Here is a 22,666-nt window from a genome sequence, read left to right as displayed (position 1 = left end):
CGCCCGGGAATTCTCAGCCCGTCCGGCGTTTGAGGACGAGCGCGCAGCGCGATCAACCGGGGGCCCGGGGGCGGAGCCCCCGGTTCGGGAAGGGGCGGGCTTGGGGGCCACCCGGCAGGGCCCGCTACGCCGCCCTGATCGCCGCCCTCACCCTCGCCCTGGCCGCCGCGGCCACGTGCGCCCTGGCGTACGGCTCCGTCAAGATCCCACCGGCCCAGGTCTTCGACATCCTCACGGGCAGGGCCACCGACCCCTCCCCGTACCGCACGATCGTCCTCGACGTCCGCCTCCCCAGGGTCTTGCTCGGCGCGGCCGTCGGCGCGGGCCTCGCCGTGATCGGCACCACCCTGCAGGCCCTGGTCCGCAACCCGCTCGCTGACCCGTTCCTGCTCGGCGTCTCCTCCGGCGCGTCCGCCGCCGCCGTCTCGGTGATCGTCCTCGGCGTGGGCGCGGGCCTCGCCACCACGGTGACGATCCCGGCCGCCTCCTTCGTCGGGGCGTTCCTCGCGCTCGTCGTGGTGTACGCGCTTGCGCGCGAGCCCGGCGGCGGCTTCACCACCAGCCGCCTGGTCCTCGCGGGCGTCGCCGTCTCGTACATCCTGTCCGCGCTCACCAGCCTGATCCTGGTGGTCTCCGCCCGCGCCGACCACCTCAAGGAAGTCCTGTACTGGACGCTCGGCGGCCTCGGCAGCGCCCGCTGGGACATGCTCGCGGTGCCCCTGGCCGTCCTCGCGGTGGGCACGGCCCTCCTCGTCGCCCTGGCCAGGCCGCTGGACCTGCTGCTCGTCGGCGAGGAGGGCGCCACCGTCCTCGGCCTGGACACCACCCGCTTCCGCGCGGGCGTGTTCGTCGTGGCCTCCCTCGTGACCGGGGTGCTCGTCGCGCACAGCGGCGCCATCGGCTTCGTCGGCCTGATGGTGCCGCACGCCGCCCGGATGCTGGTGGGCTCCGGGCACCGGGCGCTGCTGCCGGTGGCGGCGCTGATGGGCGCGGTGTTCCTGGTCGTCGCCGACCTCGCGGCCCGCACGGTGGCGGCGCCGCAGGACGTGCCGGTGGGCGTGCTCACCGCCCTCACCGGCGGACCGTTCTTCCTGTGGCAGCTGCGCCGGGGCAAGGCGCGGGAAGGGGTGGTGACATGAGCGGAACCGAATCGGCCAGGGCCGACCTGACCGGAACCAAGGCCGCCGGAACCGGAGCGGCGGCCCCCGCTCCCCGCACCCCCGTCCTGCGCACCGAGGACCTCGCGTACGACACCCCCTCGGGCCGCCGCCTCGTCGACGGTGTCTCGCTCGCCGTCTCCACTGGTGAGACGGTCGGGCTCGTCGGGCCCAACGGCAGCGGCAAGACGACCCTGCTGCGCTGTGTGTACGGGACGCTCAGGCCCACCGGCGGGCGGGTCCTGCTCGACGGCGCGGACCTGGCGACGGCCGGGGCCAAGGCCCGCGCGCGCAGGATCGCCACCGTGCCGCAGGACGGGCAGACGGGCTTCGACCTCACCGTCCGCCAGATCGTCGCCATGGGCCGCTCCCCGCACAAGCGCTTCTGGGAGGCCGACACCGCCGCCGACCGCGACCTCGTGCGCGGCGCCCTGGAGCGCGTCGGGGCCGACGGCCTCGCAGAGCGGCCCTTCGGGCAGCTGTCCGGCGGCGAGCGGCAACGGGCGCTGCTCGCGCGGGCGTTGGTGCAGCAGCCCGACGTCCTCGTCCTCGACGAGCCGACCAACCACCTGGACATCCGCTACCAACTGGAGATCCTCGGCCTCGTCCAGGCCCTCGGCACGGGCAATCTGCTCGCCCTGCACGACCTGACCCTCGCCGCGTACTACTGCGACCGCCTCTACGTGCTCGACGGCGGCCGCGTCGTCGCGTCAGGGCCGCCCGGGGACGTCCTGACCGCCGAACTCCTCGCCGACGTGTACGGCGTCACCGCCGAGGTGGCGATCCACCCCGCCACCGGCGCCCCCACCGTCACCTACCTCCCGGGCCCGGCACGGCGGCCTCCCGGGCCCTGAGCGGAACGGGCCGGGTGGCGGGCCCGGCACCCGCCCGTCCAGGTTCCGAACCCGATCCGTCCGGTATGCGAGATCACACTCCGGGGCCCGGACCGGGAATCGTTACGATGAGCGCATGGTTTCGAACGACGTGAGCATCCCTACGACGCCGGGCGCCCTGCTCGTCGGCCGGCTGCACGTCGACCTGTGCCGTCTCGCCAGCGCGATCTGTCGGCGCTGACGCGTGCCGCCGCCAGACAGCGGCGCCGCCACCTCCCGCGCCCCGGGCCGCCGCACGCCCGGCACCGGGCGCCCCGCACCTCCCGTACCACCCCGGGACCCGTCCCGGGCCGCCCACCCCTTTCCGACAGGAGCCCATCGCCATGGCCATCGAGGTCCGCATCCCGACCATCCTCCGCACCTACACCGGCGGCGAGAAGGCCGTCGAGGGCAGCGGCGACACCATCGCCGCCCTCTTCGCCGACCTCGAGACCCGGCACGCGGGCATCCAGGACCGCCTCGTCGACAAGGACAAGGGCAACGCCCTGCGCCGGTTCGTGAACGTGTACCTGAACGACGAGGACGTCCGCTTCCTCGACGGCGTCTCCACCAAGCTCACCGACGGCGACAGCGTCACGATCCTGCCCGCGGTCGCGGGCGGCATGGGCTGAGCCGGCGCATGCGCTACGACTCCCCGCTCGCGGCCGTCGGCGACACGCCGCTGGTGCGCCTGCCGCGCCTGTCCCCGTCCGCCGACGTCCGTATCTGGGCCAAGCTGGAGGACCGCAACCCGACCGGCTCCATCAAGGACCGGCCCGCGCTCCACATGGTCGAACAGGCCGAGAAGGACGGCCGGTTGACGCCCGGCTGCACGATCCTGGAGCCCACCTCGGGCAACACCGGCATCTCGCTGGCCATGGCGGCGAAGCTCAAGGGCTACCGCATCGTGTGCGTCATGCCGGAGAACACCTCCCAGGAACGGCGCGACCTGCTCACCATGTGGGGCGCGGAGATCATCTCGTCGCCCGCGGCGGGGGGTTCCAACACGGCCGTGCGCGTCGCCAAGGACATCGCGGCCGAGCACCCCGACTGGGTGATGCTCTACCAGTACGGCAACCCCGGCAACGCGGGCGCCCACTACGCGGGCACCGGCCCCGAGATCCTCGCCGACCTGCCCTCGATCACCCACTTCGTGGCCGGGCTCGGCACCACCGGCACGCTCATGGGCGTCGGCCGCTATCTGCGCGAGCACAAGCCGGACGTGAAGATCGTCGCCGCCGAGCCGCGCTACGACGACCTCGTCTACGGCCTGCGCAACCTCGAGGAGGGTTTCGTCCCCGAGTTGTACGACGCCTCCGTCCTCACCACCCGCTTCTCCGTCGGCTCCGCCGACGCGGTGACCCGCACGCGCGAACTGCTCCAGGAGGAGGGCATCTTCGCCGGGGTCTCCACCGGGGCGGCCCTGCACGCCGCGATCGGCGTGGGCCGCAAGGCCCTCAAGGCGGGCGAGTCCGCCGACATCGTCTTCGTCGTGGCCGACGGCGGCTGGAAGTACCTCTCGACGGGCCTGTACACGGCGGCCACGACGGAGGAGGCCATCGCCTCGGTGCAGGGCCAGCTCTGGGCGTAGCCCGCATTCAGCCCGTCCGGCGTTTGAGGACGAGGCGCGGAGCGCCGATTGCTGTGAGCGGGGGACCGGGGGCGGCAGCCCCCGGTTCGGGAAGGGGCGGGCCTGGGGCGCCCCGCGACGGGTCAGCCCGCAAGGTGCCGCACCTGATCCCACAACGCCGGATCCACCACCCCCGCCCGCCGCCGGAAGTCCCCGGCCCACAGCTCCCGCACCACCCCCGGCTCAAGAAAGCTGGCCCGCCCCCGCACATCCCCGACCGCCCCCGGCGGCAGCGCGATCACCCCGGCCCGCTCATCGTGGAACCGCGTGGTGATCGCCGCGACGCGCACCGCGTCACCCCGCACGGAAAGGACGAGGAAGGGGCACTCGGCCTCGTCGGCCACGGCCCACCAGATCTCCGCGGCACGCGGCCGGACCGGCACCCCCGGGGCACCGCGCCGCGCGGCCCGCCCCGCACGGCGAGAGCGCCCCCGTCCCCACCCGTCCACCACCGTGACCACCAGCGCGAGCACCACCACCGCGGCGAGGGCCAGCCACCAGGACGTGTCCATGGCACCGACGGTACCGGCGCGTCCCTCAGACCGCCGCCCGCGCGTGCGCCCGCAGCGCGCCGAGGACGACGGGGGCGTCGTCGCGGGCCACGGCGACGAGGACCGTCGCGTCGCCGTCGCGGCACTCGATGAGGACGGTGTCGTACGCGGCGCCGCCCGCCCCGCCGGCGGGATCGCCCGGCTGCGGCGCCCGCACGTCCCGTACGGTCAGCGACGGCGGCAGCGGCCTGCGGGCGACGCGCCCGTCGGGGTCGGGCGTGACCGCGGGCGGCCCGTCGCCGACCACCAGGTGGTCGAAGCCGTCGATGCCGTAGGGGCGCCCCGGGACGTCCCCGAGCACGGCGGCGCGCACGCACCGCTTCCCCGTGGGCGCCACCGGCACGATGTCGCTGGTGTCCACGGCCCGCCGCTCCCGCCGCCGCAGCAGCCACGCCGACAGGCCGGTCAGCGCCGCTACCGGGGGTACGCCGATGGCCGTGACCCGCAGGGTGCCGGTCACCGTGGGGCAGACCATGGCCGCCACGAAGCCGACCCCGCCGAGGAGCCCTCCGGCCAGGAAGCCCACGGCGAGCTGCCAGGCGTGGGCGTGCGCCGCGGTGGCGTACCGCCGCCGGGACCACAGGGCCGTCCCCAGGAACCCCAGCCCGATGGGCAGCGCCAGCAGGCCGATGCCCATCGGGAGCCGCCAGTCGTCGGCCGGGGACGCCTCGGTCTCCTCGGCGGCGGTCCCGAACCGTACGGTGCGGATCTCGCCCCGCCAGTACGTCAGCGACACCCGGTCCCCGGCGCGCACGGCGTCGTACAGCTTCGAGCCGGACATGTGCACGCGCCGCACCCGCCCTTCGCCCCGCTCGGCGACCCGAAGCCAGTGGTCGACCTTCCGGCCGCGGGCCTTCTCCTCGGTGCCCGCGACGGTCGCGGACACCGCCGTCGTACACGCGTCCGACCGGGCCCCGGCGGCGCAGACGGGCGCGGAGGCGTACGCCTGCCCCCGCGCGAGCGCCGACGGCACGGCGGCCAGGAACCCGGCGGAAACCAGCAGGGGCACCAGCGCGCAGCAGCCCGCGAGCACCGCCTTCCACCGCCCGACACCACCCCGTACCCGCCCCGCCTTCCCCACCACTCCCGCATCCCTCCCAGACCCGCCCAAAACAGTCCCTCCCATTGTCCCAGGTGAGTTCCCCACGACTCACTTCCGTGGGAGACGGGAGCGGATGGCGCTCCTGGCCACACCAGGCAAGCGTGCAGGTCAGCAGGGAAACGGCCCGGTCGCTCTTGATGAGCGTTCCGGGCCGTTCTCATGCTTTGAGGGGCCGTGTGCTGATCAGCGGCCGTCTGTTCCGTCCACGTGCCCGTGACCACACTCCGATCGACGGTGAGGTCCATCGACAGCGGCGAGTCCCTCTGGCCCGGCGGCCATGTCATGCCCTCCAGTCCCGTCCTCGTGTACGCGTGCCATGGGCACGGAGAGAGCGAACCCCAGTGCCTCTAGGCGAAGTCGTCCTGGGACATGCGCAGGCCGATGCGAACGGCCCGCAGAACGTCGATGACGCCTCATCTGCCGTCGTCACGGCGGCCCTTGGCCTTGAGGCTGGTGGCCCATGCCCCCCCCGAGCCCAGACCAGCCTTCCTCCGCACCTCACGACAGTCCCGGCAGGCTTCAAGGCCTGGCTGCTGGACTGCGGGCCTGCGGGTGGCTGCGCTGTGTCCGCAGCCCTGTGGCGGCAGCGTGCCGCGGCCATTGAGCGCGACCACGCCTCCCCTTCAGGGAGGGGCATGTCAGCAGCAAGGAAAGGCGATGCCCCCACGGGATTCCGTGGAGGCATCTATGCCTCGATCAATTGCCGGTCAGCGTATTTACCACATCCCCGGCGAGTCCGGTGTCCCTCCGCGGCTTGGACGTGGCTGACCGGGTCGTCGGCTTGGGGGCCTGCTTCTGCTCCTGGTCCTTCTGCTTGCTCTGCTCGTCCTGCTTCGGGTCCTGCTGTTCCTTGGCCATGAGAGTTCTCCTAGCTCTGGTCCTGGTCCCGTATCGGGGTGTTGCCCCGCCAGCGGCCTCCCTCGCCGGAGATGTAGCTGTCGCCCATGGAGATAGCCTCTGAAACCTCCTCTTTGAGGGTTCGGGACGTCGGCTTGGCTGACTTCTCCTGGTTCGGTGATGCCCCGGTTCAGTAGCTCACTGACGCTCCATGGTCAGAACCTGGCATAGGCCGAACGGGTTACTCGCCGGGAAGATGCGAGACAGCTTCAACGGAGTGACCCTGAAGAGGAACGAGCGAAGGGAGACAAGCCATGCGTAAGCAAGAGCTGTACGCCCTGGACCTCTCCGGAGTCTCTTGGCGCAAGAGCAGTCATTCAGGCCCTGACGGGAACTGTGTAGAGGTCGCGGACCTCCACAACGGAGCTGTAGCCGTACGGGACTCGAAGAACCCTGCCCATGGAGATCTCAGGTTCACCGCCCAGGAATGGGCTGCCTTCCGCGAAGGCGTTCAGGGTGGCGAGTTCGACTGACTCCCTCGTGGTCCTAGCCGCGCCGGGACCTGTCGTTGAGGCGGGCCCCGGTTCGTCACGCGCATCGTTCACTGGCTGCCGTCACGGCTGGCTCTCGACGGCGCAGTGAAGCGCGGGAGTCGACGGGGCCCTTGGCGGCACTGGACGGCGCGGAGGAATGAGCAGCCCAACCAAAGGCGAAATCCCGCTAATAGCGGGGGCCTTGGCGAGTCGGCCAATGTATCAGCCAGCGTCACCCAACAATGCCGCGTAGCGCGCGTTGCTCGGCCGTGCATCGATAGGGCCGACCATCGCTTCCCACCGGCGGCAGTTAGCTGTGACGAACACTTCCAGCTCTTCCCGCCCAGCGGCGTTCCAACAGGGAAACTGCGCCGCCCATCGGCGTGCTTCCTCGGGAGTGTGGTCTGCCTCCATCAGGCGTACCGCCGTATATGCGATGTCCACCCATGAGGGTCCCAGAGCTGGAGTCGCCCAGTCGATCAGATGGGCCCGATCGTCAGTGACCATGAGGTTGTGCGGGTTGGTATCGGTGTGCAGCAGCGTGTCACCCCGCATGAGCGAGAGCTGTCTCCGGTCCACATACGGTTCCCAGCAGTCCGCGAAACTGGGCAGGGTGACCGCTTCCGGTGGTTGCAGAGCCCGAGCCGCCTTGAGCGTGTCAGCGACGAGTGGAAGGTCGGCCGACTGAGGAGACAAGTCCGCGTGCCTTCCGTCGATGAACTCGAATCCGAGGAGGTCCCAGCCGCCGACCTCAACACGCCACCTCAGGCGAGGCCCGACGGCTTGGACGCAGTGGTTGACGGCCACCTCCCACCGTTGCCCCGTACGTGCCTTGGCATCCTGGATAGGCGCTCCCTTGAGGAACGTTGTCTCCGTAGCAGTGGTGAGGCGCACGGCAGCGGCGCAGTTGAGGCCATCGGAGATCGTCCGCGCCGCGATGACAGGTCCTGTGCACGATTCGACGGCCCGGCGGACAACGCCGGGTAGGTCGTGCCAGTCCGTACGCGGTGTCATCGTGCCTCCCCACTGAATGGAGAAAGCCGCGCACACGGCCCCCTCCGTCACCATTCAGCGTCTCTCGCGTCAGGCTTGTGAGACCCCGGCTGGCGGAGGGACCACCTCGTTTCACCAGCCGGGGCCATGGACCCACCACACCGTTGCCAGAGCTCAGGGAGCGCAGCGGCGGGTGGACTGCCCTCACCCACTCCGGTCTCTGCGAGGGAGGGGGAGACCCATGAGGCAGGCGAGGACAGGGCTTGGGTGCCTACAGCGCGGGCTTTCCGCGGGTCAGGTACGAGGCGCTGTCCGCCTTCGCTTCATGGGCACGTAGGGCCGCGCGGATACGTCGCTCTTGATAGGGCTCGGTGTGGGCCGCCACCTCCCGGTCAGCGGCCCACGCGAAGTCTCTGTAGGCCTTCGTGTCGATCAGGATGTTCGGCGCCTGCCCGGCAGACCCGCAGCCGAAGACGAACACGTACTCCTCCGACCCGCCCGCTTCCGGCATGACGTCCACCAGAAGCAGCCTCTCCGGCCGCACATCCAGCCCCGTGGCCTCGCGAACTCCCCGCCGCAGAGCCATCTCAGGCAGCTCTCCGGCACGCACGCGGCACCCCGGGAGGGCCTTGCCTCGCATACTGGTCGGCTGGATCAGCAGCACGCGATCTGTTTCGTCGACGATGACCGCGCCGACGCTGACCGTTCGCCGGGGCGGCGCCGAAAGCGCATCGCCATCACACATGGGTGAATCTCCTTGATTGCCTTGAGGCGACTACAGGGTTGTGGCCTCGCCCCTGCCGGGATCCCGTCACGCGCGTGGTTCCATCCGGCAGGGGCGAGTCTTCTCCGCTCTGCTGGTTAGAGCGTTCGTTCTAGCCCTGGCCCTTCATGGCCGGGAAGACGGCGCAGGCGATCACCAGAACCAGGAGCAGCAGGGCGACCGCGCCGCCTGCGGTCCCGTCCATCCGCGTCTGGGGAGCCATCACGCGCTCCGTTCACCGGGCGGCGCGGGACCCTCGGCACTGAGGGCTTGCAGCGTGGCGGCCGGGCGCAGGTCCTCCGGGTCGGCGTCCCACTCCATCCCGCCCTTGAGCGGCCGGAGTTGGACGTACGGCCCCTCGAAACCCATGACCTCACCGACAAGCCTCCTCTTCGAGTCGAAGACGACGCTGCGCAGTTCGAGCTTCACAGCAGCCTCCGAAGCCCGGCACCGACGGCCTTCAGGTCGATGGTGTCCGGGTCGGCATAGCCGCGTCCCGGTTGCCACAGCACCAGTCCCCATGGCCCGAGCACTCGAACGTGCCGCACCAGTCGTGTTATGTCGTCACTGCCCGACTGGACGGCTGTGCCAGTTCGGTCAGCCACCCCCTTGCCCGCCGAGGGGTCCCCGAAGGGTCGGATCGCGACGGGCATCCCAGCGTGCTGCCGCGTCTCGCTGCTGCTGGTCATCAGCTGTACCTCGTAGGGGAGTTGGTTCTTCCGTAGGACTCCCAGACTGCTCACCCGCGGGTACGTTTACTAGGAGCTGAATACCGGATCACGACTGAGGTAACCGGCATATGCCAAGAGTCAGAGACGTCGACCCCAGCGAGGGGCTAGAGCAGTACATCGGGGCCCTAGTGCGAGAGGGCAGGCTGTCCAAGGGATGGAGCCAAAGCCAGCTAGCAGACCGCCTCTTCGTCGGACAGACACGCGTCTCTGAAATGGAGCTGGGAGACGTACCGCCGGACAGAGAGCTAGCAGAGAAGACCGAACAGACCCTGGAGCTCCCAAGTGGAGCGCTGACCAACCTCGTCCGCATCCTGATGCGCGCCGCTGTCAGGGACTACGCACAGCCGTTCCTCCTTCGACAGGAGCAGGCCAGGGCGATCCACGACTACAGGATTACAGTGCCACCGCTGTTCCAGACCCGCGAGTACGCGAAGGCCCTACTGGTGGCAGGCGGGACAGACCCAAGGCAGATCGATTCCTATGTGGAGCATCGACTCGACCGACAGCGCCTGTTGCAGCAGGAGGAGCCGCCATGGCTGTCAATGATCATTGATGAGGCAGCCCTACTTCGGGGAACAGGCTCTGTAGAGACGATGAGCGGGCAGCTTGATGCGCTCCTGCGAGCTCAAGGGATGGAGCATGTGAGTCTTCGTGTCCTACCCCTGAGTTCGTCGCTATCGATCGCCGGGTCATTCACCCTGGTCACGCTTCCAAGCGGCGCCCGCGGTGCGTACACGGAAGGCTTCCTCACGGGCAACTACACGGAGGAAGTAGCGGAAGTCATGGCCTACGCCCGGGTCTATGATCGCCTCGCAGCCAGCGCGTTGACGGCTGAGGCGTCCACAGATCTCATAGAGCAAGCATTGAAGAGGTTCACGTGAGTGACACACCGAACTGGCACAAGTCCACTTACAGCGGCGGCAACACGAACGACTGCGTAGAAGTCGCTGACAACCAGTCGCGTGTCATGGTCCGTGACACCAAGGACCGTGCGGCCGGAGTCCTCACGGTGGCCCCGTCAGCTTGGGGTGCGTTCACTGACCACGTGAGCCGCAGCTGAGGCAAACGCCTCGTAGCTAGGCACAGAACGACTGAAGGCCCCTCCCGATGCCCAGGAAGGGGTCTTCTGCTGCTCTCAGGCACCCTCGTACTCGTACGGCCGACCGCCCCGCCACTCGACCCACCGCGGATCGTCCACAGACTCTCAGCGTCTGGCAGGGCTGCCCGTCGCAGGAACTCGATCAGGTCGGAGTCACTGTGCGAGAGGCCCAAGGTCTCGCCTCGCGCCGTCACCCGTCGTCCGCCGGACGGCGACGGGCGATGCACGACTATCGGCGCGTCTTCCACGCCTCCACCACGCGCCTCTGGCACCTGTGCCGCTACACGACCCACAGGCGGCACCACTTCGCCGCCGTACTGAGAAGTAGCTCGGGACACTCCGTGAGGTTGGACCGGGGCCGGGGAAGGAAAGGCTGATCTTCCGGAGCATTCGCTCCCGAGGGCTGCTCAGTGAGAATCCGCTCCGGGAGGCCTCCACCAGGTCCCGGAACGCGGCGGGCTATGAACAGCGTGGCTGGACCCCTCACGACTTCCGGCGCGCCTCGCTGGCCGCCCGCGCGCCGCACGGCCTGCTGAGCCTGGCCGCCCAGAGCGGGGGTGCTGACTCGGGCCGCCGCGAGTGACGCCCACCCCGTGGAACTACGGGGGAAGAGTGACATGACCGGTGACTTCGCCCACAACGGCCCACGACGGAGGAGCGTGCCGTGCTTTCGCGCCTTACGCTCAACGGACCGCACGCCCCCGTTTCCCCCCGACCGCCAGCGTGGAGGTTCCAGCTCTATGAAGCTCACCGTCGTCGGCTGCTCGGGGTCGTTTCCGTCCGCGGACTCGGCCTGCTCGAGCTACCTCGTCGAGGCCGACGGCTTCCGGCTGCTGCTCGACATGGGCAACGGAGCCCTGGGAGAGCTGCAGCGCCACATCGGTCTGTACGACCTCGACGCGATCTTCCTCAGCCATCTGCACGCCGACCACTGCATCGACATGTGCGCGTACTTCGTGGCCCGCTACTACCGGCACGAGGGCGGCCGCTGCGCGCCCATCCCGGTGTACGGCCCCGAGGGCACCGAGCAGCGCCTGACCACGGCGTACGCCGACACGCCCTCCGCGTCCTCGATGAGCGAGGTCTTTGATTTTCATACGGTCAAGCCCGGCGCCTTCGACATCGGTCCCTTCTCGGTGCGTACGGAGAAGGTGTGCCACCCGGTCGAGGCGTACGGGCTTCGCGTCGAGCACGGCGGGAAGTCGCTCACGTACTCCGGTGACACAGGACCGTGCGAGGCGCTCGACGAACTCGCCGCGGGCAGCGACCTCTTCCTGTGCGAGGCCGCGTTCACACACGGCAAGGAGAACATCCCGGACCTGCACCTCAACGGCCGGGAGGCGGGCGAGTCCGCGCGGCGCGCGGGCGTGGGCCGGCTGCTGCTCACCCACATCCCGCCGTGGACGGACGCCCGGGTGAACCTCGCGGACGCCCGCGCGGTGTTCGACGGACCGACGGAGCTGGCCGCGCCGGGGGCGACGTACCAGCTCTGAGGCGGAGTATCGATACGCCGCCGGGTGGTGAGAGCGCGGCTGCCGCGCCTACGACGAGGGCCCCGGAACCGATGCGGTTCCGGGGCCCTCGTCGTGCGGGGAAGGGCTACGCCTTCGTCAGGTCCTCGATCTCCTCCTCGGGCTCACGGCCCGGGGTGGGGAGGTTGAACTTGACGATCGCGAAGCGGAAGACCACGTAGTAGACCGCCGCGAACGCCAGGCCGATCGGGATGATCAGCCAGGGCTTGTCGGCGAACTTCCAGTTCAGGACGTAGTCGATGGCGCCCGCGGAGAAGGTGAAGCCGTGGTGGACGCCCAGGGCCCAGGTGACGGTCATGGCGACGGCCGTGAGGACCGCGTGGATCACGTACAGGACCGGCGCGATGAACATGAACGCGAACTCGATCGGCTCGGTGATGCCGGTGACGAACGAGGTCAGCGCGAGGGACATCATCATGCCGCCGACGACCTTGCGGCGCTCGGGGCGTGCGGTGTGCGTGATGGCGAGCGCGACGGCGGGCAGCGCGAACATCATGATCGGGAAGAAGCCGGACATGAACTGGCCCGCGGTCGGGTCACCGTGCATGAAGCGCTGGATGTCGCCGTGCCAGACGGCACCGGCGGAGTCGGTGAAGGAGCCGATCTCCTGCCAGGCCACGGTGTTCACGAACTGGTGCATGCCGACCGGGAGCAGCGCGCGGTTGACCACGCCGAAGATGCCCGCGCCGACCGAGCCGAGTTCGGTCATCCACTCGCCGAAGCTGGTGATCGCGTCGCCGACCGGGCCCCAGCACAGGCCGAAGAAGACACCCAGGGCGGTGCCGATGAAGGCCATGATGATCGGCACCAGGCGGCGGCCGTTGAAGAAGCCGAGCCAGTCCACCAGCTTGGTGCGGTGGAACTTCTGCCACACCACGGCGGAGATCAGGCCCATGATGATGCCGCCGAAGACCTTGGGGTCGTTGTACGTCGCGGCGACGTCGGCCCCCTTCATGATCTTCGCCTCGGTGACCGGGAACGCCTTCAGGACGTTCGTGTAGACCAGGAAGCCGACGAGGGCGGCGAGCGCCGTGGAGCCGTCCGCCTTCTTCGCGAAGCCGATCGCGACACCGATGCAGAACAGCATCGGCATGTTCGCGAACACCGCGTCACCGGCGTTGGCGAACACCGTGGCGACCTTGCCCCAGCCGAGGCCGTCGGCGCCGAACACGTCCGGCTGGCCGAGGCGCAGCAGGATGCCCGCCGCGGGCAGGACGGCGATGGGCAGCTGCAGGCTGCGTCCCACCTTCTGCAGACCCTGCAACAGACTTGAGCCCCGCTTCTTCGCGGGCGCCGCCTTGGCGGTGGCCGTACTCATGACTTCCTCCATGTGCGGGTGCTGTCAGGGGACAGTTCGGGGGTTCGACAGCATCCAGGTGGTCTACACCACTCAGTGGTGTAGACCTGTTGTAACACGGTCAAGGCGACATAAGGAACCCGCGATTCCTGTGGGGTCGGCCATACCGTCACAAGCGCGACGAAAGACCCCCGGACCGGGCGGTCCGAGGGCCTTTCGGGAGGCTCTGAGCGGGGTTCCGCTTGAGGCCTACGCTTTAGTCTGCTCTTCGTCCAACGCCTTTGCTTCCTCTTCCGGTTCGCGGCCCGGCGTGGGCAGGTCGAACTTATGGATGACGAAGCGGAAGAGAGCGTAGTAGACGACCGCGAAGGCCAGGCCGATGGGGATGATCAGCCAGGGTTTGGTGGCCAGGCTCCAGTTGATCACGTAGTCGATCAGGCCCGCGGAGAAGCTGAAGCCGTCCTTGACCCCGAGCGCCCACGTCACCGCCATCGAGACGCCGGTGAGCAGCGCGTGGATCGCGTACAGGAGCGGGGCGATGAAGAGGAAGGAGTACTCGATCGGCTCGGTGATGCCGGTCACGAAGGACGTCAGGCCGACCGAGAGCATCATGCCGCCGACGACCTTGCGGCGCTCGGGGCGGGCGGCGTGCGTGATCGCGAGGGCCGCGGCGGGCAGCGCGAACATCATGATCGGGAAGAAGCCCGAGGTGAACTGGCCCGCCGTGGGGTCCCCGGCGAGGAAGCGGTTGATGTCGCCGTGCACCACGGTGCCGTCCGGCTTGGTGAAGTCGCCGAACTGGAACCAGACGAACGTGTTCAGGAACTGGTGCAGGCCGATGGTGAGCAGCGCGCGGTTGGCCACGCCGAAGATGCCCGAGCCCAGCCAGCCGAGGTCCACCAGCCACTTGGAGAAGCTGGTGAGCCCGTCGCCGATCGGCGGCCAGACCCAGACGCACAGGCCCGCGAAGACCAGGCCGATGAAGGCCATGATGATCGGCACCAGGCGGCGGCCGTTGAAGAAGCCGAGCCAGTCCACCAGGCGCACCCGGTGGTAGCGCTGCCAGAACCAGGCCGCGAGCAGGCCCATCACGATGCCGCCGAAGACCCCTGGGTTCTGGTACGCGGCCTGCGAGGAGGTGCCGTCCTCGGCCACGCACACCCCGCTCCACATCCCGGCGCCCGCGAAGTCGGCCCCGGCGGCGCAGTCGTCGGGGAAGGCGCGAAGGACGGCGTAGTAGACGAGGAAGCCCGCGACGGCGGCGAGCGCCGTGGAGCCGTCGGACTTCTTGGCCATGCCGATCGCGACGCCGATGCAGAACAGCAGCGGCAGGCCGAGCGAGGAGTCGAGCAGGGCGCCGCCCGCGGCCGCGAAGACCTTGGCGACGTTGGTCCAGCCGAGGCCGTCGTCGCCGAAGACGTCCGGCTGGCCGAGCCGGTTGAGGATGCCGGCGGCGGGCAGCACGGCGATGGGCAGCTGGAGGCTGCGGCCCATCTTCTGCAGGCCCTGGAAGAGGCCGTTCCACCACTTCTTCTGCGGTACCGCGGCGGCGTCGGAACTCATCGGCGTTCCTCCTGGAACCAGCCAGTTTGGCGGTCGTTGAAAACTGGTGTAGACCAGTTGCGGACGGGTGCGCGGTGGGCCCCTGGTCAGGGGTGACACCTTGATCGTCATGATGGGGTGCGGCCGCCGTGACCGCCCGCGAAGATGGGCCAACCGTGCGTTACCGTGGCAAAGCGGACCTACGGTGTTGAGGCCGCGTCCTTTCACAGCAGGGAGAAAGCAATGGCCAGCAAGGCTGAGAAGATCGTTGCCGGGCTCGGCGGCATCGACAACATCGAAGAGGTCGAGGGCTGCATCACCCGTCTCCGCACGGAGGTCAACGACCCGGGCCTGGTCGACGAGGCGGCCCTGAAGGCCGCGGGCGCGCACGGGGTCGTCAAGATGGGCACGGCGATCCAGGTGGTCATCGGTACGGACGCGGACCCGATCGCCGCGGAGATCGAAGACATGATGTGAGACCGGGCCCTGCCGGTCCCGTGAAGGCCCCGTTCCCCCCTGACCGGAACGGGGCCTTCGCGCTGTCGCGGGGCGCCGTCGACCGCCGCTCCGCCGATGAACGGGCGGCCCGGCGCCGGATAGGCTCACCGCATGTCTCGATTCGACGGCCGTACCCCCGAACAGCTCCGCCCCATCAGCATCGAGCGCGGCTGGAGCAAGCACGCCGAGGGCTCCGTCCTCGTCTCCTTCGGCGACACGAAGGTCTTCTGCACCGCCTCGGTCACCGAGGGCGTCCCGCGCTGGCGCAAGGGCAGCGGTGAGGGCTGGGTCACCGCCGAGTACTCGATGCTGCCGCGCGCCACCAACACCCGCGGCGACCGCGAGTCCGTCCGCGGCAAGATCGGCGGCCGTACGCACGAGATCTCCCGCCTCATCGGCCGCTCGCTGCGCGCCGTCATCGACTACAAGGCGCTCGGCGAGAACACCGTCGTCCTGGACTGCGACGTCCTCCAGGCCGACGGCGGCACCCGCACCGCCGCCATCACCGGCGCCTATGTCGCCCTCGCCGACGCGGTCGCCTGGGCGCAGGGCAAGAAGCTCGTCAAGGCCGGGCGCCAGCCGCTCACCGGCACCGTCAGCGCCGTCTCCGTCGGCATCGTCGGCGGCGTGCCGCTGCTCGACCTCGCGTACGAGGAGGACGTCAAGGCCGACACCGACATGAACGTCGTGTGCACCGGCGACGGCCGCTTCGTCGAGGTCCAGGGCACCGCCGAGGCCGAGCCGTTCGCCCGCGACGAGCTGAACGCGCTCCTCGACCTCGCCGTCGGAGGCTGCGCGGAGCTCACCGCGCTCCAGCTGGCCGCGCTGGAAAAGGGACTGTAGTCCCAGAGGAGCCCCGGCAGGCGGGACCACGGTCCCAAGTCGCCCCCGCAGGGCGCCAGTCGGCCGGGGTGGCGTGCGCGACGCCGGTGGCGGGCGAGCAACCGTCCGCCCCCGGTAGGGCGTTCTTACGGGTGCGGGTGTACGGGCCAAGCCGTGAGCCCGCCCGCATCCGGGAGGGGACATCCACATGGCCGCGCGCCACCGCCGAACCGCCACCGCCGTCGTCGCCGCACTGCTCGTCGCGCCGGCCGTGGTCGGCCTCGCCGCCTGCGACCCGGTCGACAAGGCCGTCGACTGCGTCAAGACCGCCGACTCCATACACGACAACATCGAGGACATGCAGGAAGCGGCGCAGGACGCGGCCCTGAACCCGTCGAAGGCCGACGACTCCCTCGACGACATCGAGGACAACCTCGACGACATCCGCGACAAGTCTGACGACGCCGACGTGGACAAGGCCCTCGACCACCTGGAGAAGGCCGTCGACAACATCCGCGACGCCTCCAAGGACGGCGGCGACAAGACCCCCGACCTCAGCCCGGCCGTCGACGCGGCCAAGGAACTGACCAAGGTCTGCACCGACTGACCAACTGGGCGTCTGACCGACTGACCGACTGACCGACTGACCGACTGACCGTCTGGCCTTCTGACCGGCTGAACGCGGCCCGCGCGGGCCCGGCGGCGGCTCCCCGCCGCCGATCAAGCCCCCGGGCGGGGCGGAGATACTGGTCCCATGACCCGTCTCATCCTCGCCACCCGCAACGCCAACAAGGTCACCGAGCTCCGGGCGATCCTCGCCGACGCGGGCCTGGCCCATGAACTCGTCGGCGCCGACGCCTACCCCGAGATCCCCGACGTCAAGGAGACCGGCGTCACCTTCGCCGAGAACGCCCTGCTCAAGGCGCACGCCCTGGCCAAGGCCACCGGTCTGCCCGCCGTGGCCGACGACTCGGGCCTGTGCGTGGACGTGCTCGGCGGGGCGCCCGGCATCTTCTCCGCGCGCTGGGCCGGGCGCCACGGCGACGACCGGGCCAACCTGGAGTTGCTCCTGGCGCAGCTCGGCGACATCGACGAGGCCCACCGCGGCGCCCACTTCGCCTGCGCGGCGGCGCTCGCGCTGCCCGACGGCACCGAGCGCGTCGTCGAGGGCCGCCTCGTCGGCACCCTGCGCCACGCCCCGACGGGCACGAACGGCTTCGGCTACGACCCGGTCCTCCAGCCGGAGGGCGAGACCCGCACCTGCGCGGAGCTCACCCCCGAGGAGAAGAACACCATCAGCCACCGCGGCAAGGCCTTCCGCGCACTGGCACCGGTGGTGCGGGAGCTCCTTGGCTGAGGCGGCGCGCGAACGGCGAAGGGCGCCCCCCCCGCGAACGGCGAAGGGCGCCCCCGCGTGCTGCGGGAGCGCCCTTCGTGACGTGTGCGGCCGGAGGGACTCGAACCCTCACGGGTGTTACCCCACTGGGACCTAAACCCAGCGTGACTGCCAATTCCACCACGGCCGCGCGTCAGCGCAAGGCCCCATCGTAGTGGCCGTGGCCCGGCGTTCGAGGGCCGCGGGGACCTCAGATGCCCAGATCGCGGATGATCTTGGCCACGTGGCCCGTCGCCTTCACGTTGTAGAACGCGTGCTCCACCTTGCCCTGCTCGTCCACGACGACCGTCGAGCGGATCACGCCGGTCACCGTCTTGCCGTACAGCTTCTTCTCGCCGAAGGCGCCGTACGCCTCCAGGGTCTCCTTGGACGGGTCGCCGACGAGGGTGACCTTCAGGTCCTCCTTCTCGCGGAACTTCGCGAGCTTCTCCGGCTTGTCCGGGGAGACGCCGATGACGTCGTACCCCGCGGTCGCGAGCAGGTCCAGGTTGTCGGTGAAGTCGCAGGCCTGCTTGGTGCAGCCGGGGGTCAGGGCGGCCGGGTAGAAGTACACGATCACCTTGCGGCCCTTGTGGTCCGCGAGGGAGACCTCCTTGCCGTCGGCGTCGGGCAGGGTGAAGGCGGGGGCCTGGTCGCCGGGCTTGAGTCGCTCGCTCATCTGGGTCTCCTCGCAAAGGCATGACGCTCGGGGTCTGGTGACGGTGTCGAGCGTAATGGGGGTGCCATGGGGTGCGGCGCGCCTGGAGCTGACAGACTGTGAACACACGGACAGACTGTGGATCACATAGGTACACAGGTACACGGCTCACACCCACGGAGGCAGCGCGGTGTCGGATGCGGATGCCAGGACCCCTGCGCAGATCGAGGCGGACATCAAGCGCCGGCGCGACCAGCTCGCCGAGACCCTCGACGAGATCGGGGTGCGGGTCCACCCGAAGACGATCGTCGGCGACGCCAAGGCGAAGGTCGCGGCGAGCGTGGACCAGTCCCTCGGCCGGGCCTACGTCGGGGCGAACCGCTTCGTCTCCGACGTGCGGAGCCAGTTCGTGGGCGCGGACGGCTCGCCCCGCGTGGAGCGGATCGTGCCGGTGGCCATGGTCGTCATCGGAGTCGTGGGGCTCCTCACGGTCGGCTCGCGCCGCCGCAAGGGCTGACCCGGGGGCGTACAGGGCGCCCGCGGGCAGGTAGGTTCGGGGCGTGAGCGCCAAGACACATGACCCAAGGACCCACGACGACAAGCTGCCGATCCGGATGCTGCACGACCGCGTCCTCGTGCGCCAGGACACCAGCGAGGGCGAGCGGCGCTCCGGCGGCGGCATCCTGATCCCGGCCACCGCGGCCGTCGGCAAGCGCCTGGCCTGGGCCGAGGTCGTCGCCGTCGGGCAGAACGTGCGCACGGTCGAGCCCGGCGACCGGGTCCTGTACGACCCGGAGGACCGGGCCGAGGTCGAGGTCAGGGGCGTGGCGTACGTGCTGATGCGCGAGCGCGACCTGCACGCCGTGGCCGCGGACCGCTTCGAGGGCTCGGAGGACTCCACGGGGCTCTACCTGTAGGTGTGGGAAGGGGCTGGTGACCGTTGTCACCAGCCTCTTTTGCCTGCCTTTTGCTACCGTGGGGGGACCCCGACGAGACGCGCCGTACCGGGCCCCGCAAAGACGACGCACCCCTGAAGTCTCGTTCTCGGAGGTGCCGTCATGGCCTGGGTCCTGCTCATCGTCGCTGGTCTGCTCGAAGTCGGCTGGTCGATCGGCATGAAGTTCACCGAGGGGTTCACCCGTCTGTGGCCGAGTGTGTTCACCGGCGCGGGCATCGTCGCGAGCATGTTCCTGCTGTCGTACGCGGCCAAGACGCTCCCCATCGGCACGGCCTACGGCGTGTGGGTCGGCATCGGCGCCGCGGGCGCCGCGGTGGTCGGCATGGTCGCGCTCGGCGAGCCCGCCACCGCGGCCCGGATCTTCTTCGTGTGCCTGCTGCTCGTGGCCGTCGTGGGCCTCAAGGCGACCAGCGGCCACTAGGGCCTGTCGTCAAATCCCCCGCCTGCCGCGCGGCGCCTGGCACGCACGCTCGCCGCGTTGCCGAAAGGCCCTAGTAGCTCCGCTACGAGGACCTTCCGGCGCCTTGCGATCGCACGCACCAGACGCCGCGCGGCCCGCCCTTCGGGCGAACGGCGGGGGATTTGACGACAGGCCCTAGGGCCCTGCCGCCGACGGGCGCGCCCTGAGCGGGCGCGCCCGTCCGCTCAGTCGGCGCGGCGGCCGTTCGCGCCCGTGGTGAGGCCGCTGAGCGTGCCCTGCGCGGCGCCGCCCTGGGCCCCGCCCCCGCCGTCCGCGCCGCCGTCGGCCGCACCGCCGTCCGCGGCCCCGCCCCCGTCCGCGCCGCCTTGGTCGCCCCCGGTCTGGCCACCCTGGTCACCGCCGGTCTGGCCCCCGGTCTGGCCGCCTTGGTCGCCGCCGGTCTGACCGCCGGTCTGGCCGCCCTGCTGACCGCCGGTCTGGCCGCCCTGGTCGCCGCCGGTCTGGCCGCCGTCCGTGGTGCCGCCGTCCTGGCCGCCGTCGTCACCGCCGCCGGTCGCGCCGTCGGTGGCGCCGTCCGTGTCCTCCTCCGGCTCCTGGGCCGACTCCGCGGGGTCGGGAGCGACCGGCTCCTCCGAGCCCGGCTCGAGCTGGAGGTCGAACTCCTTGACGGGCTTGCCCTCCAGGGCGTCCTTGGTGAACTGCGCCCACACCTTCGCCGGGTAGCCGCCGCCGTTGATGCGGGCCTCGCCGAGCGCCCCGTACAGCGGGGTCTGCGCCGCGGTCACCGGGTCCTGGCCCATCACGGCGACGACGGTGGCGAGGTCGGGGGTGTAGCCCGCGAACCAGGCCGCCTTGTCGCTCTCCGCCGTACCGGTCTTGCCCGCCGCCGGACGGCCCGCGGCGAGCGCCTCGCGGCCCGTGCCGGACTGCACCACGCTCTGCAGGATCGACGTCGTGGTGTCGGCGGCCTCGCGGCTCACCGCCGTCGACTTCTTGCGCGCGGGCAGGGCGATGTCCTTGCCGTCCTTGGTGATCTTCTCGACGATCGTGTACGTGCCGTGCCTGCCGTGGTTGGCGAGCGTGGCGTACGCCTCGGTCATGTCCAGGACGGAGGCCGTGGACGGGCCGAGCGCGATCGACGGGGACGCGGTCAGGTCCGGGGTCTTCTCGGGCACGCCGAGCGCGACCGCGGTGTCCTTGACCTTGTCCGAGCCGACGTCCACGGCCATCTGCGCGTACACCGAGTTCACGGACTTGTCGGTGGCCTCGCGCACGGTGATGTCGCCGTACTGGCCGTCGTCCTCGTTCTCGGGCGCGTACGTGCCGCCGTCCCAGCCCTGCACCGGGCGCCGGTTGTTGCCGTCGTAGATCGTGTTCGGCGTGATCGGGCGGCCGTCCTGGGTGACCGAGCCGTTCTCCACCGCCGAGGTGAACACGAACGGCTTGAAGGTCGAGCCGACCTGGTAGTCGCGCCGGGTCGCGTTGTTCACGAACTGCTTGGTGTAGTCGATGCCGCCGTACATCGCGACGACCTCGCCGGTCTTCGGGTCCACGGAGGCGCCGCCGACGCGCACGTTCTTGTCGATCTTGCGGGCCTTTTTGTCGACCTTCGACATCACCTGCTCGTCGACGGCCTTGACGAAGGCGTCCTGCCGGGGCTTCTGCAGGGTGGTGGTGATGCGGTAGCCGCCCTTGCTGAGGGCGTCCTCGTCGACGATCCGGTTCTCGATCAGATAGTCCTCGACGGCCTTCACGACGTAGCCGCGCTGCCCGGACAGGCCCGGCGCGCCCTTCGCCTGCTCCGGCATCGGGAACTTGACCTTGTCCCGCTCGGCCTTGTCGAGCCAGCCCTCCTTGACCATGCCGTCCAGGACGTAGTTCCAGCGCCCGACGGCGCGCGGCTTGTTCTCCGGGTGCGTCGCCACGTCGTACGCGTTGGGGGAGTTCACCAGGGTCGCCAGGTACGCGCCCTGGCCGACGGACAGGTCCTCGACGTCCTTGCCGTAGTACGCCTGCGCGGCGGCCTGCACGCCGTACGCGCTGCGGCCGAAGTAGCTGGTGTTCAGATAGCCCTGGAGGATCTCGTCCTTGCTGACCTCGCGGTCCAGCTTGATCGCGATGAAGAACTCCTTCACCTTGCGGGAGACCGTCTGCTCCTGCGCCAGGTAGTAGTTCTTCACGTACTGCTGGGTGATCGTCGAGCCGGACTGCTTGCCCTTGCCGGTGAGCGTGTTCCAGCCCGCGCGGAGCATCGCCTTCGGGTCGACGGCGGACTCGCTGTAGAAGTCCCGGTCCTCGGCGGCGAGGACCGCGTGCTGGACCTTCTTGGGAACCTTCGAAAGGGGGACGTTCTCGCGGTTGACCTTGCCGTCGCGGGCGATCTCGGTGCCGTCGGCGTACAGGTAGACGTTGCTCTGCTTGGTGGCCATGGCGTTGGCGGGCGGGATGTTCACCAGGAAGTAGCCCGTCATGAACGCGCCCACGCCGAGCAGGATCAGGACGATGAACGTGCCGAGCACCATCCGCCAGGTGGGGATCAGACGCCGCCAGCCCTTGCGCTTGGGCCGCTTGCCCTTTTTGCCCTTCTTGCCGGGGGCGGTGGCCGGGGCCGCCGGGCCGCCGTCGCCGTTCCCGTCCCCGCCGCCGGGCTCACGGGGCGCCCAGCCCTGCGGCTTGCCCGCGCCGGACTCCTGGTGCGCCGCGCCGGGGCCGTCCTGGCGCACGGGACGGATGCGCCGCGTTTCGGGCCCGCCCGCGGCGCCCTGCGGCCGGGCGGCGGTGGGCTTGTCGTGGCCGGTGACGCGGCGGATCTGCTGGGTCGCGGGGTCCGGGGCGGAGGCGCCAGGGGCGCCCTTGCCCGGGGCGGGCTTGTCGCGGTCGGTGACGGGGCGGATCTGCTGAGTGGCGGGGTCGCTGGCGGCGGGACCGCCCGGCTCGGTCGCCGGGCCCGGCCCGCCCTTGGTCCGTCCGCTCTGGGGGCCCGCGTCGCGGCGGCCCCTGGAGGCCTCGGGCCCGTCCTCGCGGGCGGCGGGCTCACCGGGCCCGTCAGCGGGCCCGCGCCCGGGACCACGCTGCTGCTGCGGCTCGTCGCTGCTCATGTCTCGCGGAACTCCCAGTTCGCGTCGTACGCCTCGTACGACCCATTGCACACTGTCTCCGCATGCCCTTCCGACCAGGCACGCGCCGCGCGGCGAAATTGCCTGGCACGGACGGCCCCGCTCACATTAGGCTCCTGCGCTTCGGTCCGGACCTACCGGTCCGGGCGCTCGGCCTGGAGCGGGACGAGGCTCTCTGA

At 70.4% G+C, this 22,666-nt stretch carries 27 protein-coding genes, 1 tRNA gene, 1 pseudogene and 1 riboswitch; of the genes and pseudogenes, 16 read left to right on the top strand and 13 right to left on the bottom strand.

Annotation, left to right across the window (positions count from 1 at the left end; all coding sequences use genetic code 11):
* The first annotated feature begins 29 nt into the window (after nucleotides 1-29).
* From AC07A4_RS10245 to AC07A4_RS10225, 5 genes are all read left to right on the top strand, one after another.
* Nucleotides 30-1,139, top strand: coding sequence for a FecCD family ABC transporter permease (locus AC07A4_RS10245; RefSeq protein WP_478595562.1), 1,110 nt, complete (start codon nucleotides 30-32; stop codon nucleotides 1,137-1,139).
* Nucleotides 1,136-2,011, top strand: coding sequence for an ABC transporter ATP-binding protein (locus AC07A4_RS10240; protein ID WP_478595559.1), 876 nt, complete (start codon nucleotides 1,136-1,138; stop codon nucleotides 2,009-2,011). The genes AC07A4_RS10245 and AC07A4_RS10240 overlap by 4 nt, the downstream gene beginning before the upstream one ends.
* 115 nt (nucleotides 2,012-2,126) lie before the next feature.
* Nucleotides 2,127-2,231 (top strand): putative leader peptide, encoded by a 105-nt coding sequence (locus tag AC07A4_RS10235; protein ID WP_478595556.1) that lies wholly within the window; start codon nucleotides 2,127-2,129, stop codon nucleotides 2,229-2,231.
* Between the two features lie 142 nt (nucleotides 2,232-2,373).
* Complete coding sequence (locus tag AC07A4_RS10230; RefSeq protein ID WP_478595553.1) at nucleotides 2,374-2,661, top strand: MoaD/ThiS family protein; 288 nt, start codon at nucleotides 2,374-2,376, stop codon at nucleotides 2,659-2,661.
* An 8-nt stretch (nucleotides 2,662-2,669) separates the two neighbouring features.
* Entirely contained in the window at nucleotides 2,670-3,620 is a 951-nt protein-coding gene (locus AC07A4_RS10225) for a PLP-dependent cysteine synthase family protein (protein WP_478595550.1), read from the top strand.
* 122 nt (nucleotides 3,621-3,742) lie between these two features.
* Here the strand turns inward: AC07A4_RS10225 and AC07A4_RS10220 are convergent, their stop codons facing one another.
* From AC07A4_RS10220 to AC07A4_RS10210, 3 genes are all read right to left on the bottom strand, one after another.
* Nucleotides 3,743-4,171, bottom strand: coding sequence for a type II toxin-antitoxin system PemK/MazF family toxin (locus AC07A4_RS10220; protein WP_478595547.1), 429 nt, complete (start codon nucleotides 4,169-4,171; stop codon nucleotides 3,743-3,745).
* A gap of 25 nt (nucleotides 4,172-4,196) precedes the next feature.
* Nucleotides 4,197-5,291: a hypothetical protein gene (locus tag AC07A4_RS10215; protein WP_478595545.1), complete on the bottom strand. Its 1,095-nt coding sequence runs from the start codon at nucleotides 5,289-5,291 to the stop codon at nucleotides 4,197-4,199.
* A gap of 717 nt (nucleotides 5,292-6,008) precedes the next feature.
* Entirely contained in the window at nucleotides 6,009-6,170 is a 162-nt protein-coding gene (locus AC07A4_RS10210) for a hypothetical protein (RefSeq protein ID WP_478595543.1), read from the bottom strand.
* A gap of 293 nt (nucleotides 6,171-6,463) precedes the next feature.
* Between AC07A4_RS10210 and AC07A4_RS10205 the strand changes: the two genes are divergently transcribed.
* The gene (locus AC07A4_RS10205) at nucleotides 6,464-6,682 is read left to right on the top strand and encodes a DUF397 domain-containing protein (RefSeq protein WP_478595540.1); all 219 of its coding nucleotides are present in this window, start codon (nucleotides 6,464-6,466) and stop codon (nucleotides 6,680-6,682) included.
* Nucleotides 6,683-6,904: 222 nt separating this feature from the next.
* Here AC07A4_RS10205 and AC07A4_RS10200 read toward each other — a convergent pair whose 3' ends face one another.
* The 4 genes from AC07A4_RS10200 to AC07A4_RS10185 form a co-directional block, all read right to left on the bottom strand.
* On the bottom strand, nucleotides 6,905-7,696 hold the full coding sequence (locus AC07A4_RS10200; protein ID WP_478595537.1) for a phosphotransferase: 792 nt from the start codon (nucleotides 7,694-7,696) through the stop codon (nucleotides 6,905-6,907).
* A gap of 250 nt (nucleotides 7,697-7,946) precedes the next feature.
* Nucleotides 7,947-8,420, bottom strand: coding sequence for an NUDIX domain-containing protein (locus AC07A4_RS10195; RefSeq protein ID WP_478595534.1), 474 nt, complete (start codon nucleotides 8,418-8,420; stop codon nucleotides 7,947-7,949).
* 240 nt (nucleotides 8,421-8,660) lie between these two features.
* A complete protein-coding gene (locus tag AC07A4_RS10190) occupies nucleotides 8,661-8,867 on the bottom strand; it encodes a hypothetical protein (protein ID WP_478595532.1) in 207 nt (68 codons plus the stop codon).
* Complete coding sequence (locus tag AC07A4_RS10185; protein WP_478595530.1) at nucleotides 8,864-9,127, bottom strand: hypothetical protein; 264 nt, start codon at nucleotides 9,125-9,127, stop codon at nucleotides 8,864-8,866. Before AC07A4_RS10185 ends, AC07A4_RS10190 begins: the two co-directional genes overlap by 4 nt.
* Nucleotides 9,128-9,237: 110 nt before the next feature.
* Here AC07A4_RS10185 and AC07A4_RS10180 point away from each other — a divergent pair, with 110 nt between their 5' ends.
* Nucleotides 9,238-10,050 carry a helix-turn-helix domain-containing protein gene (locus tag AC07A4_RS10180; protein ID WP_478595527.1) on the top strand — a complete coding sequence of 271 codons (813 nt, stop codon included), beginning with the start codon at nucleotides 9,238-9,240 and terminating at the stop codon, nucleotides 10,048-10,050.
* Nucleotides 10,047-10,229: a DUF397 domain-containing protein gene (locus AC07A4_RS10175; protein ID WP_478595524.1), complete on the top strand. Its 183-nt coding sequence runs from the start codon at nucleotides 10,047-10,049 to the stop codon at nucleotides 10,227-10,229. The genes AC07A4_RS10180 and AC07A4_RS10175 overlap by 4 nt, the downstream gene beginning before the upstream one ends.
* A gap of 75 nt (nucleotides 10,230-10,304) precedes the next feature.
* On the opposite strand, the pseudogene AC07A4_RS10170 reads toward AC07A4_RS10175, so the two are convergent.
* Nucleotides 10,305-10,516, bottom strand: a pseudogene (locus AC07A4_RS10170) (hypothetical protein).
* Nucleotides 10,517-11,008: 492 nt separating this feature from the next.
* On the opposite strand from AC07A4_RS10170, the gene AC07A4_RS10165 reads away from it, so the two are divergent.
* A complete protein-coding gene (locus AC07A4_RS10165; protein WP_478595521.1) occupies nucleotides 11,009-11,761 on the top strand; it encodes an MBL fold metallo-hydrolase in 753 nt (250 codons plus the stop codon).
* A gap of 106 nt (nucleotides 11,762-11,867) precedes the next feature.
* Here AC07A4_RS10165 and AC07A4_RS10160 read toward each other — a convergent pair whose 3' ends face one another.
* Together AC07A4_RS10160 and AC07A4_RS10155 are read right to left on the bottom strand one after the other, a co-directional pair.
* Nucleotides 11,868-13,118, bottom strand: coding sequence for a PTS transporter subunit EIIC (locus tag AC07A4_RS10160; RefSeq protein WP_478595518.1), 1,251 nt, complete (start codon nucleotides 13,116-13,118; stop codon nucleotides 11,868-11,870).
* Nucleotides 13,119-13,346: 228 nt separating this feature from the next.
* Nucleotides 13,347-14,660, bottom strand: coding sequence for a PTS transporter subunit EIIC (locus tag AC07A4_RS10155; protein ID WP_478595515.1), 1,314 nt, complete (start codon nucleotides 14,658-14,660; stop codon nucleotides 13,347-13,349).
* A gap of 144 nt (nucleotides 14,661-14,804) precedes the next feature.
* On the opposite strand from AC07A4_RS10155, the gene AC07A4_RS10150 reads away from it, so the two are divergent.
* From AC07A4_RS10150 to rdgB, 4 genes are all read left to right on the top strand, one after another.
* Nucleotides 14,805-15,116: a PTS sugar transporter subunit IIB gene (locus AC07A4_RS10150; RefSeq protein ID WP_478595512.1), complete on the top strand. Its 312-nt coding sequence runs from the start codon at nucleotides 14,805-14,807 to the stop codon at nucleotides 15,114-15,116.
* 132 nt (nucleotides 15,117-15,248) lie between these two features.
* Nucleotides 15,249-15,980 (top strand): ribonuclease PH, encoded by a 732-nt coding sequence (gene rph, locus AC07A4_RS10145; RefSeq protein ID WP_478595509.1) that lies wholly within the window; start codon nucleotides 15,249-15,251, stop codon nucleotides 15,978-15,980.
* Nucleotides 15,981-16,167: 187 nt separating this feature from the next.
* Nucleotides 16,168-16,566 carry a hypothetical protein gene (locus tag AC07A4_RS10140; protein ID WP_478595506.1) on the top strand — a complete coding sequence of 133 codons (399 nt, stop codon included), beginning with the start codon at nucleotides 16,168-16,170 and terminating at the stop codon, nucleotides 16,564-16,566.
* 147 nt (nucleotides 16,567-16,713) lie between these two features.
* Nucleotides 16,714-17,316, top strand: a complete 603-nt coding sequence (gene rdgB, locus AC07A4_RS10135; protein WP_478595503.1) for an RdgB/HAM1 family non-canonical purine NTP pyrophosphatase — start codon at nucleotides 16,714-16,716, stop codon at nucleotides 17,314-17,316.
* 85 nt (nucleotides 17,317-17,401) lie between these two features.
* Here the strand turns inward: rdgB and AC07A4_RS10130 are convergent.
* Together AC07A4_RS10130 and bcp are read right to left on the bottom strand one after the other, a co-directional pair.
* Nucleotides 17,402-17,485: transfer RNA gene (locus AC07A4_RS10130), tRNA-Leu, on the bottom strand.
* Between the two features lie 60 nt (nucleotides 17,486-17,545).
* Nucleotides 17,546-18,013, bottom strand: a complete 468-nt coding sequence (bcp, locus tag AC07A4_RS10125) for a thioredoxin-dependent thiol peroxidase (RefSeq protein ID WP_478595500.1) — start codon at nucleotides 18,011-18,013, stop codon at nucleotides 17,546-17,548.
* Nucleotides 18,014-18,182: 169 nt separating this feature from the next.
* Between bcp and AC07A4_RS10120 the strand changes: the two genes are divergently transcribed.
* From AC07A4_RS10120 to AC07A4_RS10110, 3 genes are all read left to right on the top strand, one after another.
* Nucleotides 18,183-18,509: a DUF3618 domain-containing protein gene (locus tag AC07A4_RS10120; protein ID WP_478595497.1), complete on the top strand. Its 327-nt coding sequence runs from the start codon at nucleotides 18,183-18,185 to the stop codon at nucleotides 18,507-18,509.
* Between the two features lie 97 nt (nucleotides 18,510-18,606).
* On the top strand, nucleotides 18,607-18,909 hold the full coding sequence (locus AC07A4_RS10115) for a GroES family chaperonin (RefSeq protein WP_055568690.1): 303 nt from the start codon (nucleotides 18,607-18,609) through the stop codon (nucleotides 18,907-18,909).
* A 41-nt stretch (nucleotides 18,910-18,950) separates the two neighbouring features.
* Nucleotides 18,951-19,021: riboswitch (guanidine-III (ykkC-III) riboswitch) on the top strand.
* 29 nt (nucleotides 19,022-19,050) lie between these two features.
* Nucleotides 19,051-19,371, top strand: a complete 321-nt coding sequence (locus tag AC07A4_RS10110) for a DMT family transporter (RefSeq protein WP_478595494.1) — start codon at nucleotides 19,051-19,053, stop codon at nucleotides 19,369-19,371.
* A gap of 224 nt (nucleotides 19,372-19,595) precedes the next feature.
* Here AC07A4_RS10110 and AC07A4_RS10105 read toward each other — a convergent pair whose 3' ends face one another.
* Entirely contained in the window at nucleotides 19,596-22,469 is a 2,874-nt protein-coding gene (locus tag AC07A4_RS10105) for a transglycosylase domain-containing protein (protein ID WP_478595492.1), read from the bottom strand.
* Between the last annotated feature and the right edge of the window lie 197 nt (nucleotides 22,470-22,666).

The sequence above is a fragment of the Streptomyces sp. NPDC043996 genome (genome assembly GCF_056435225.1).
This window is presented reverse-complemented; position numbering and strand designations above follow the sequence as displayed.

Bases quoted from the DNA above. Each gene is read 5' to 3' on its own strand.
- AC07A4_RS10240 (WP_478595559.1), top strand. From the start codon at position 1,136: ATGAGCGGAACCGAATCGGCCAGGGCCGACCTGACCGGAACCAAGGCC.
- AC07A4_RS10235 (WP_478595556.1), top strand. From the start codon at position 2,127: ATGGTTTCGAACGACGTGAGCATCCCTACGACGCCGGGCGCCCTGCTC.
- AC07A4_RS10230 (WP_478595553.1), top strand. From the start codon at position 2,374: ATGGCCATCGAGGTCCGCATCCCGACCATCCTCCGCACCTACACCGGC.
- AC07A4_RS10225 (WP_478595550.1), top strand. From the start codon at position 2,670: ATGCGCTACGACTCCCCGCTCGCGGCCGTCGGCGACACGCCGCTGGTG.
- AC07A4_RS10220 (WP_478595547.1), bottom strand. From the start codon at position 4,171: ATGGACACGTCCTGGTGGCTGGCCCTCGCCGCGGTGGTGGTGCTCGCG.
- AC07A4_RS10210 (WP_478595543.1), bottom strand. From the start codon at position 6,170: ATGGCCAAGGAACAGCAGGACCCGAAGCAGGACGAGCAGAGCAAGCAG.
- AC07A4_RS10205 (WP_478595540.1), top strand. From the start codon at position 6,464: ATGCGTAAGCAAGAGCTGTACGCCCTGGACCTCTCCGGAGTCTCTTGG.
- AC07A4_RS10200 (WP_478595537.1), bottom strand. From the start codon at position 7,696: ATGACACCGCGTACGGACTGGCACGACCTACCCGGCGTTGTCCGCCGG.
- AC07A4_RS10195 (WP_478595534.1), bottom strand. From the start codon at position 8,420: ATGTGTGATGGCGATGCGCTTTCGGCGCCGCCCCGGCGAACGGTCAGC.
- AC07A4_RS10185 (WP_478595530.1), bottom strand. From the start codon at position 9,127: ATGACCAGCAGCAGCGAGACGCGGCAGCACGCTGGGATGCCCGTCGCG.
- AC07A4_RS10180 (WP_478595527.1), top strand. From the start codon at position 9,238: ATGCCAAGAGTCAGAGACGTCGACCCCAGCGAGGGGCTAGAGCAGTAC.
- AC07A4_RS10165 (WP_478595521.1), top strand. From the start codon at position 11,009: ATGAAGCTCACCGTCGTCGGCTGCTCGGGGTCGTTTCCGTCCGCGGAC.
- AC07A4_RS10160 (WP_478595518.1), bottom strand. From the start codon at position 13,118: ATGAGTACGGCCACCGCCAAGGCGGCGCCCGCGAAGAAGCGGGGCTCA.
- AC07A4_RS10155 (WP_478595515.1), bottom strand. From the start codon at position 14,660: ATGAGTTCCGACGCCGCCGCGGTACCGCAGAAGAAGTGGTGGAACGGC.
- AC07A4_RS10150 (WP_478595512.1), top strand. From the start codon at position 14,805: ATGGGCCAACCGTGCGTTACCGTGGCAAAGCGGACCTACGGTGTTGAG.
- rph (WP_478595509.1), top strand. From the start codon at position 15,249: ATGTCTCGATTCGACGGCCGTACCCCCGAACAGCTCCGCCCCATCAGC.
- AC07A4_RS10140 (WP_478595506.1), top strand. From the start codon at position 16,168: ATGGCCGCGCGCCACCGCCGAACCGCCACCGCCGTCGTCGCCGCACTG.
- rdgB (WP_478595503.1), top strand. From the start codon at position 16,714: ATGACCCGTCTCATCCTCGCCACCCGCAACGCCAACAAGGTCACCGAG.
- bcp (WP_478595500.1), bottom strand. From the start codon at position 18,013: ATGAGCGAGCGACTCAAGCCCGGCGACCAGGCCCCCGCCTTCACCCTG.
- AC07A4_RS10115 (WP_055568690.1), top strand. From the start codon at position 18,607: ATGCTGCACGACCGCGTCCTCGTGCGCCAGGACACCAGCGAGGGCGAG.
- AC07A4_RS10110 (WP_478595494.1), top strand. From the start codon at position 19,051: ATGGCCTGGGTCCTGCTCATCGTCGCTGGTCTGCTCGAAGTCGGCTGG.
- AC07A4_RS10105 (WP_478595492.1), bottom strand. From the start codon at position 22,469: ATGAGCAGCGACGAGCCGCAGCAGCAGCGTGGTCCCGGGCGCGGGCCC.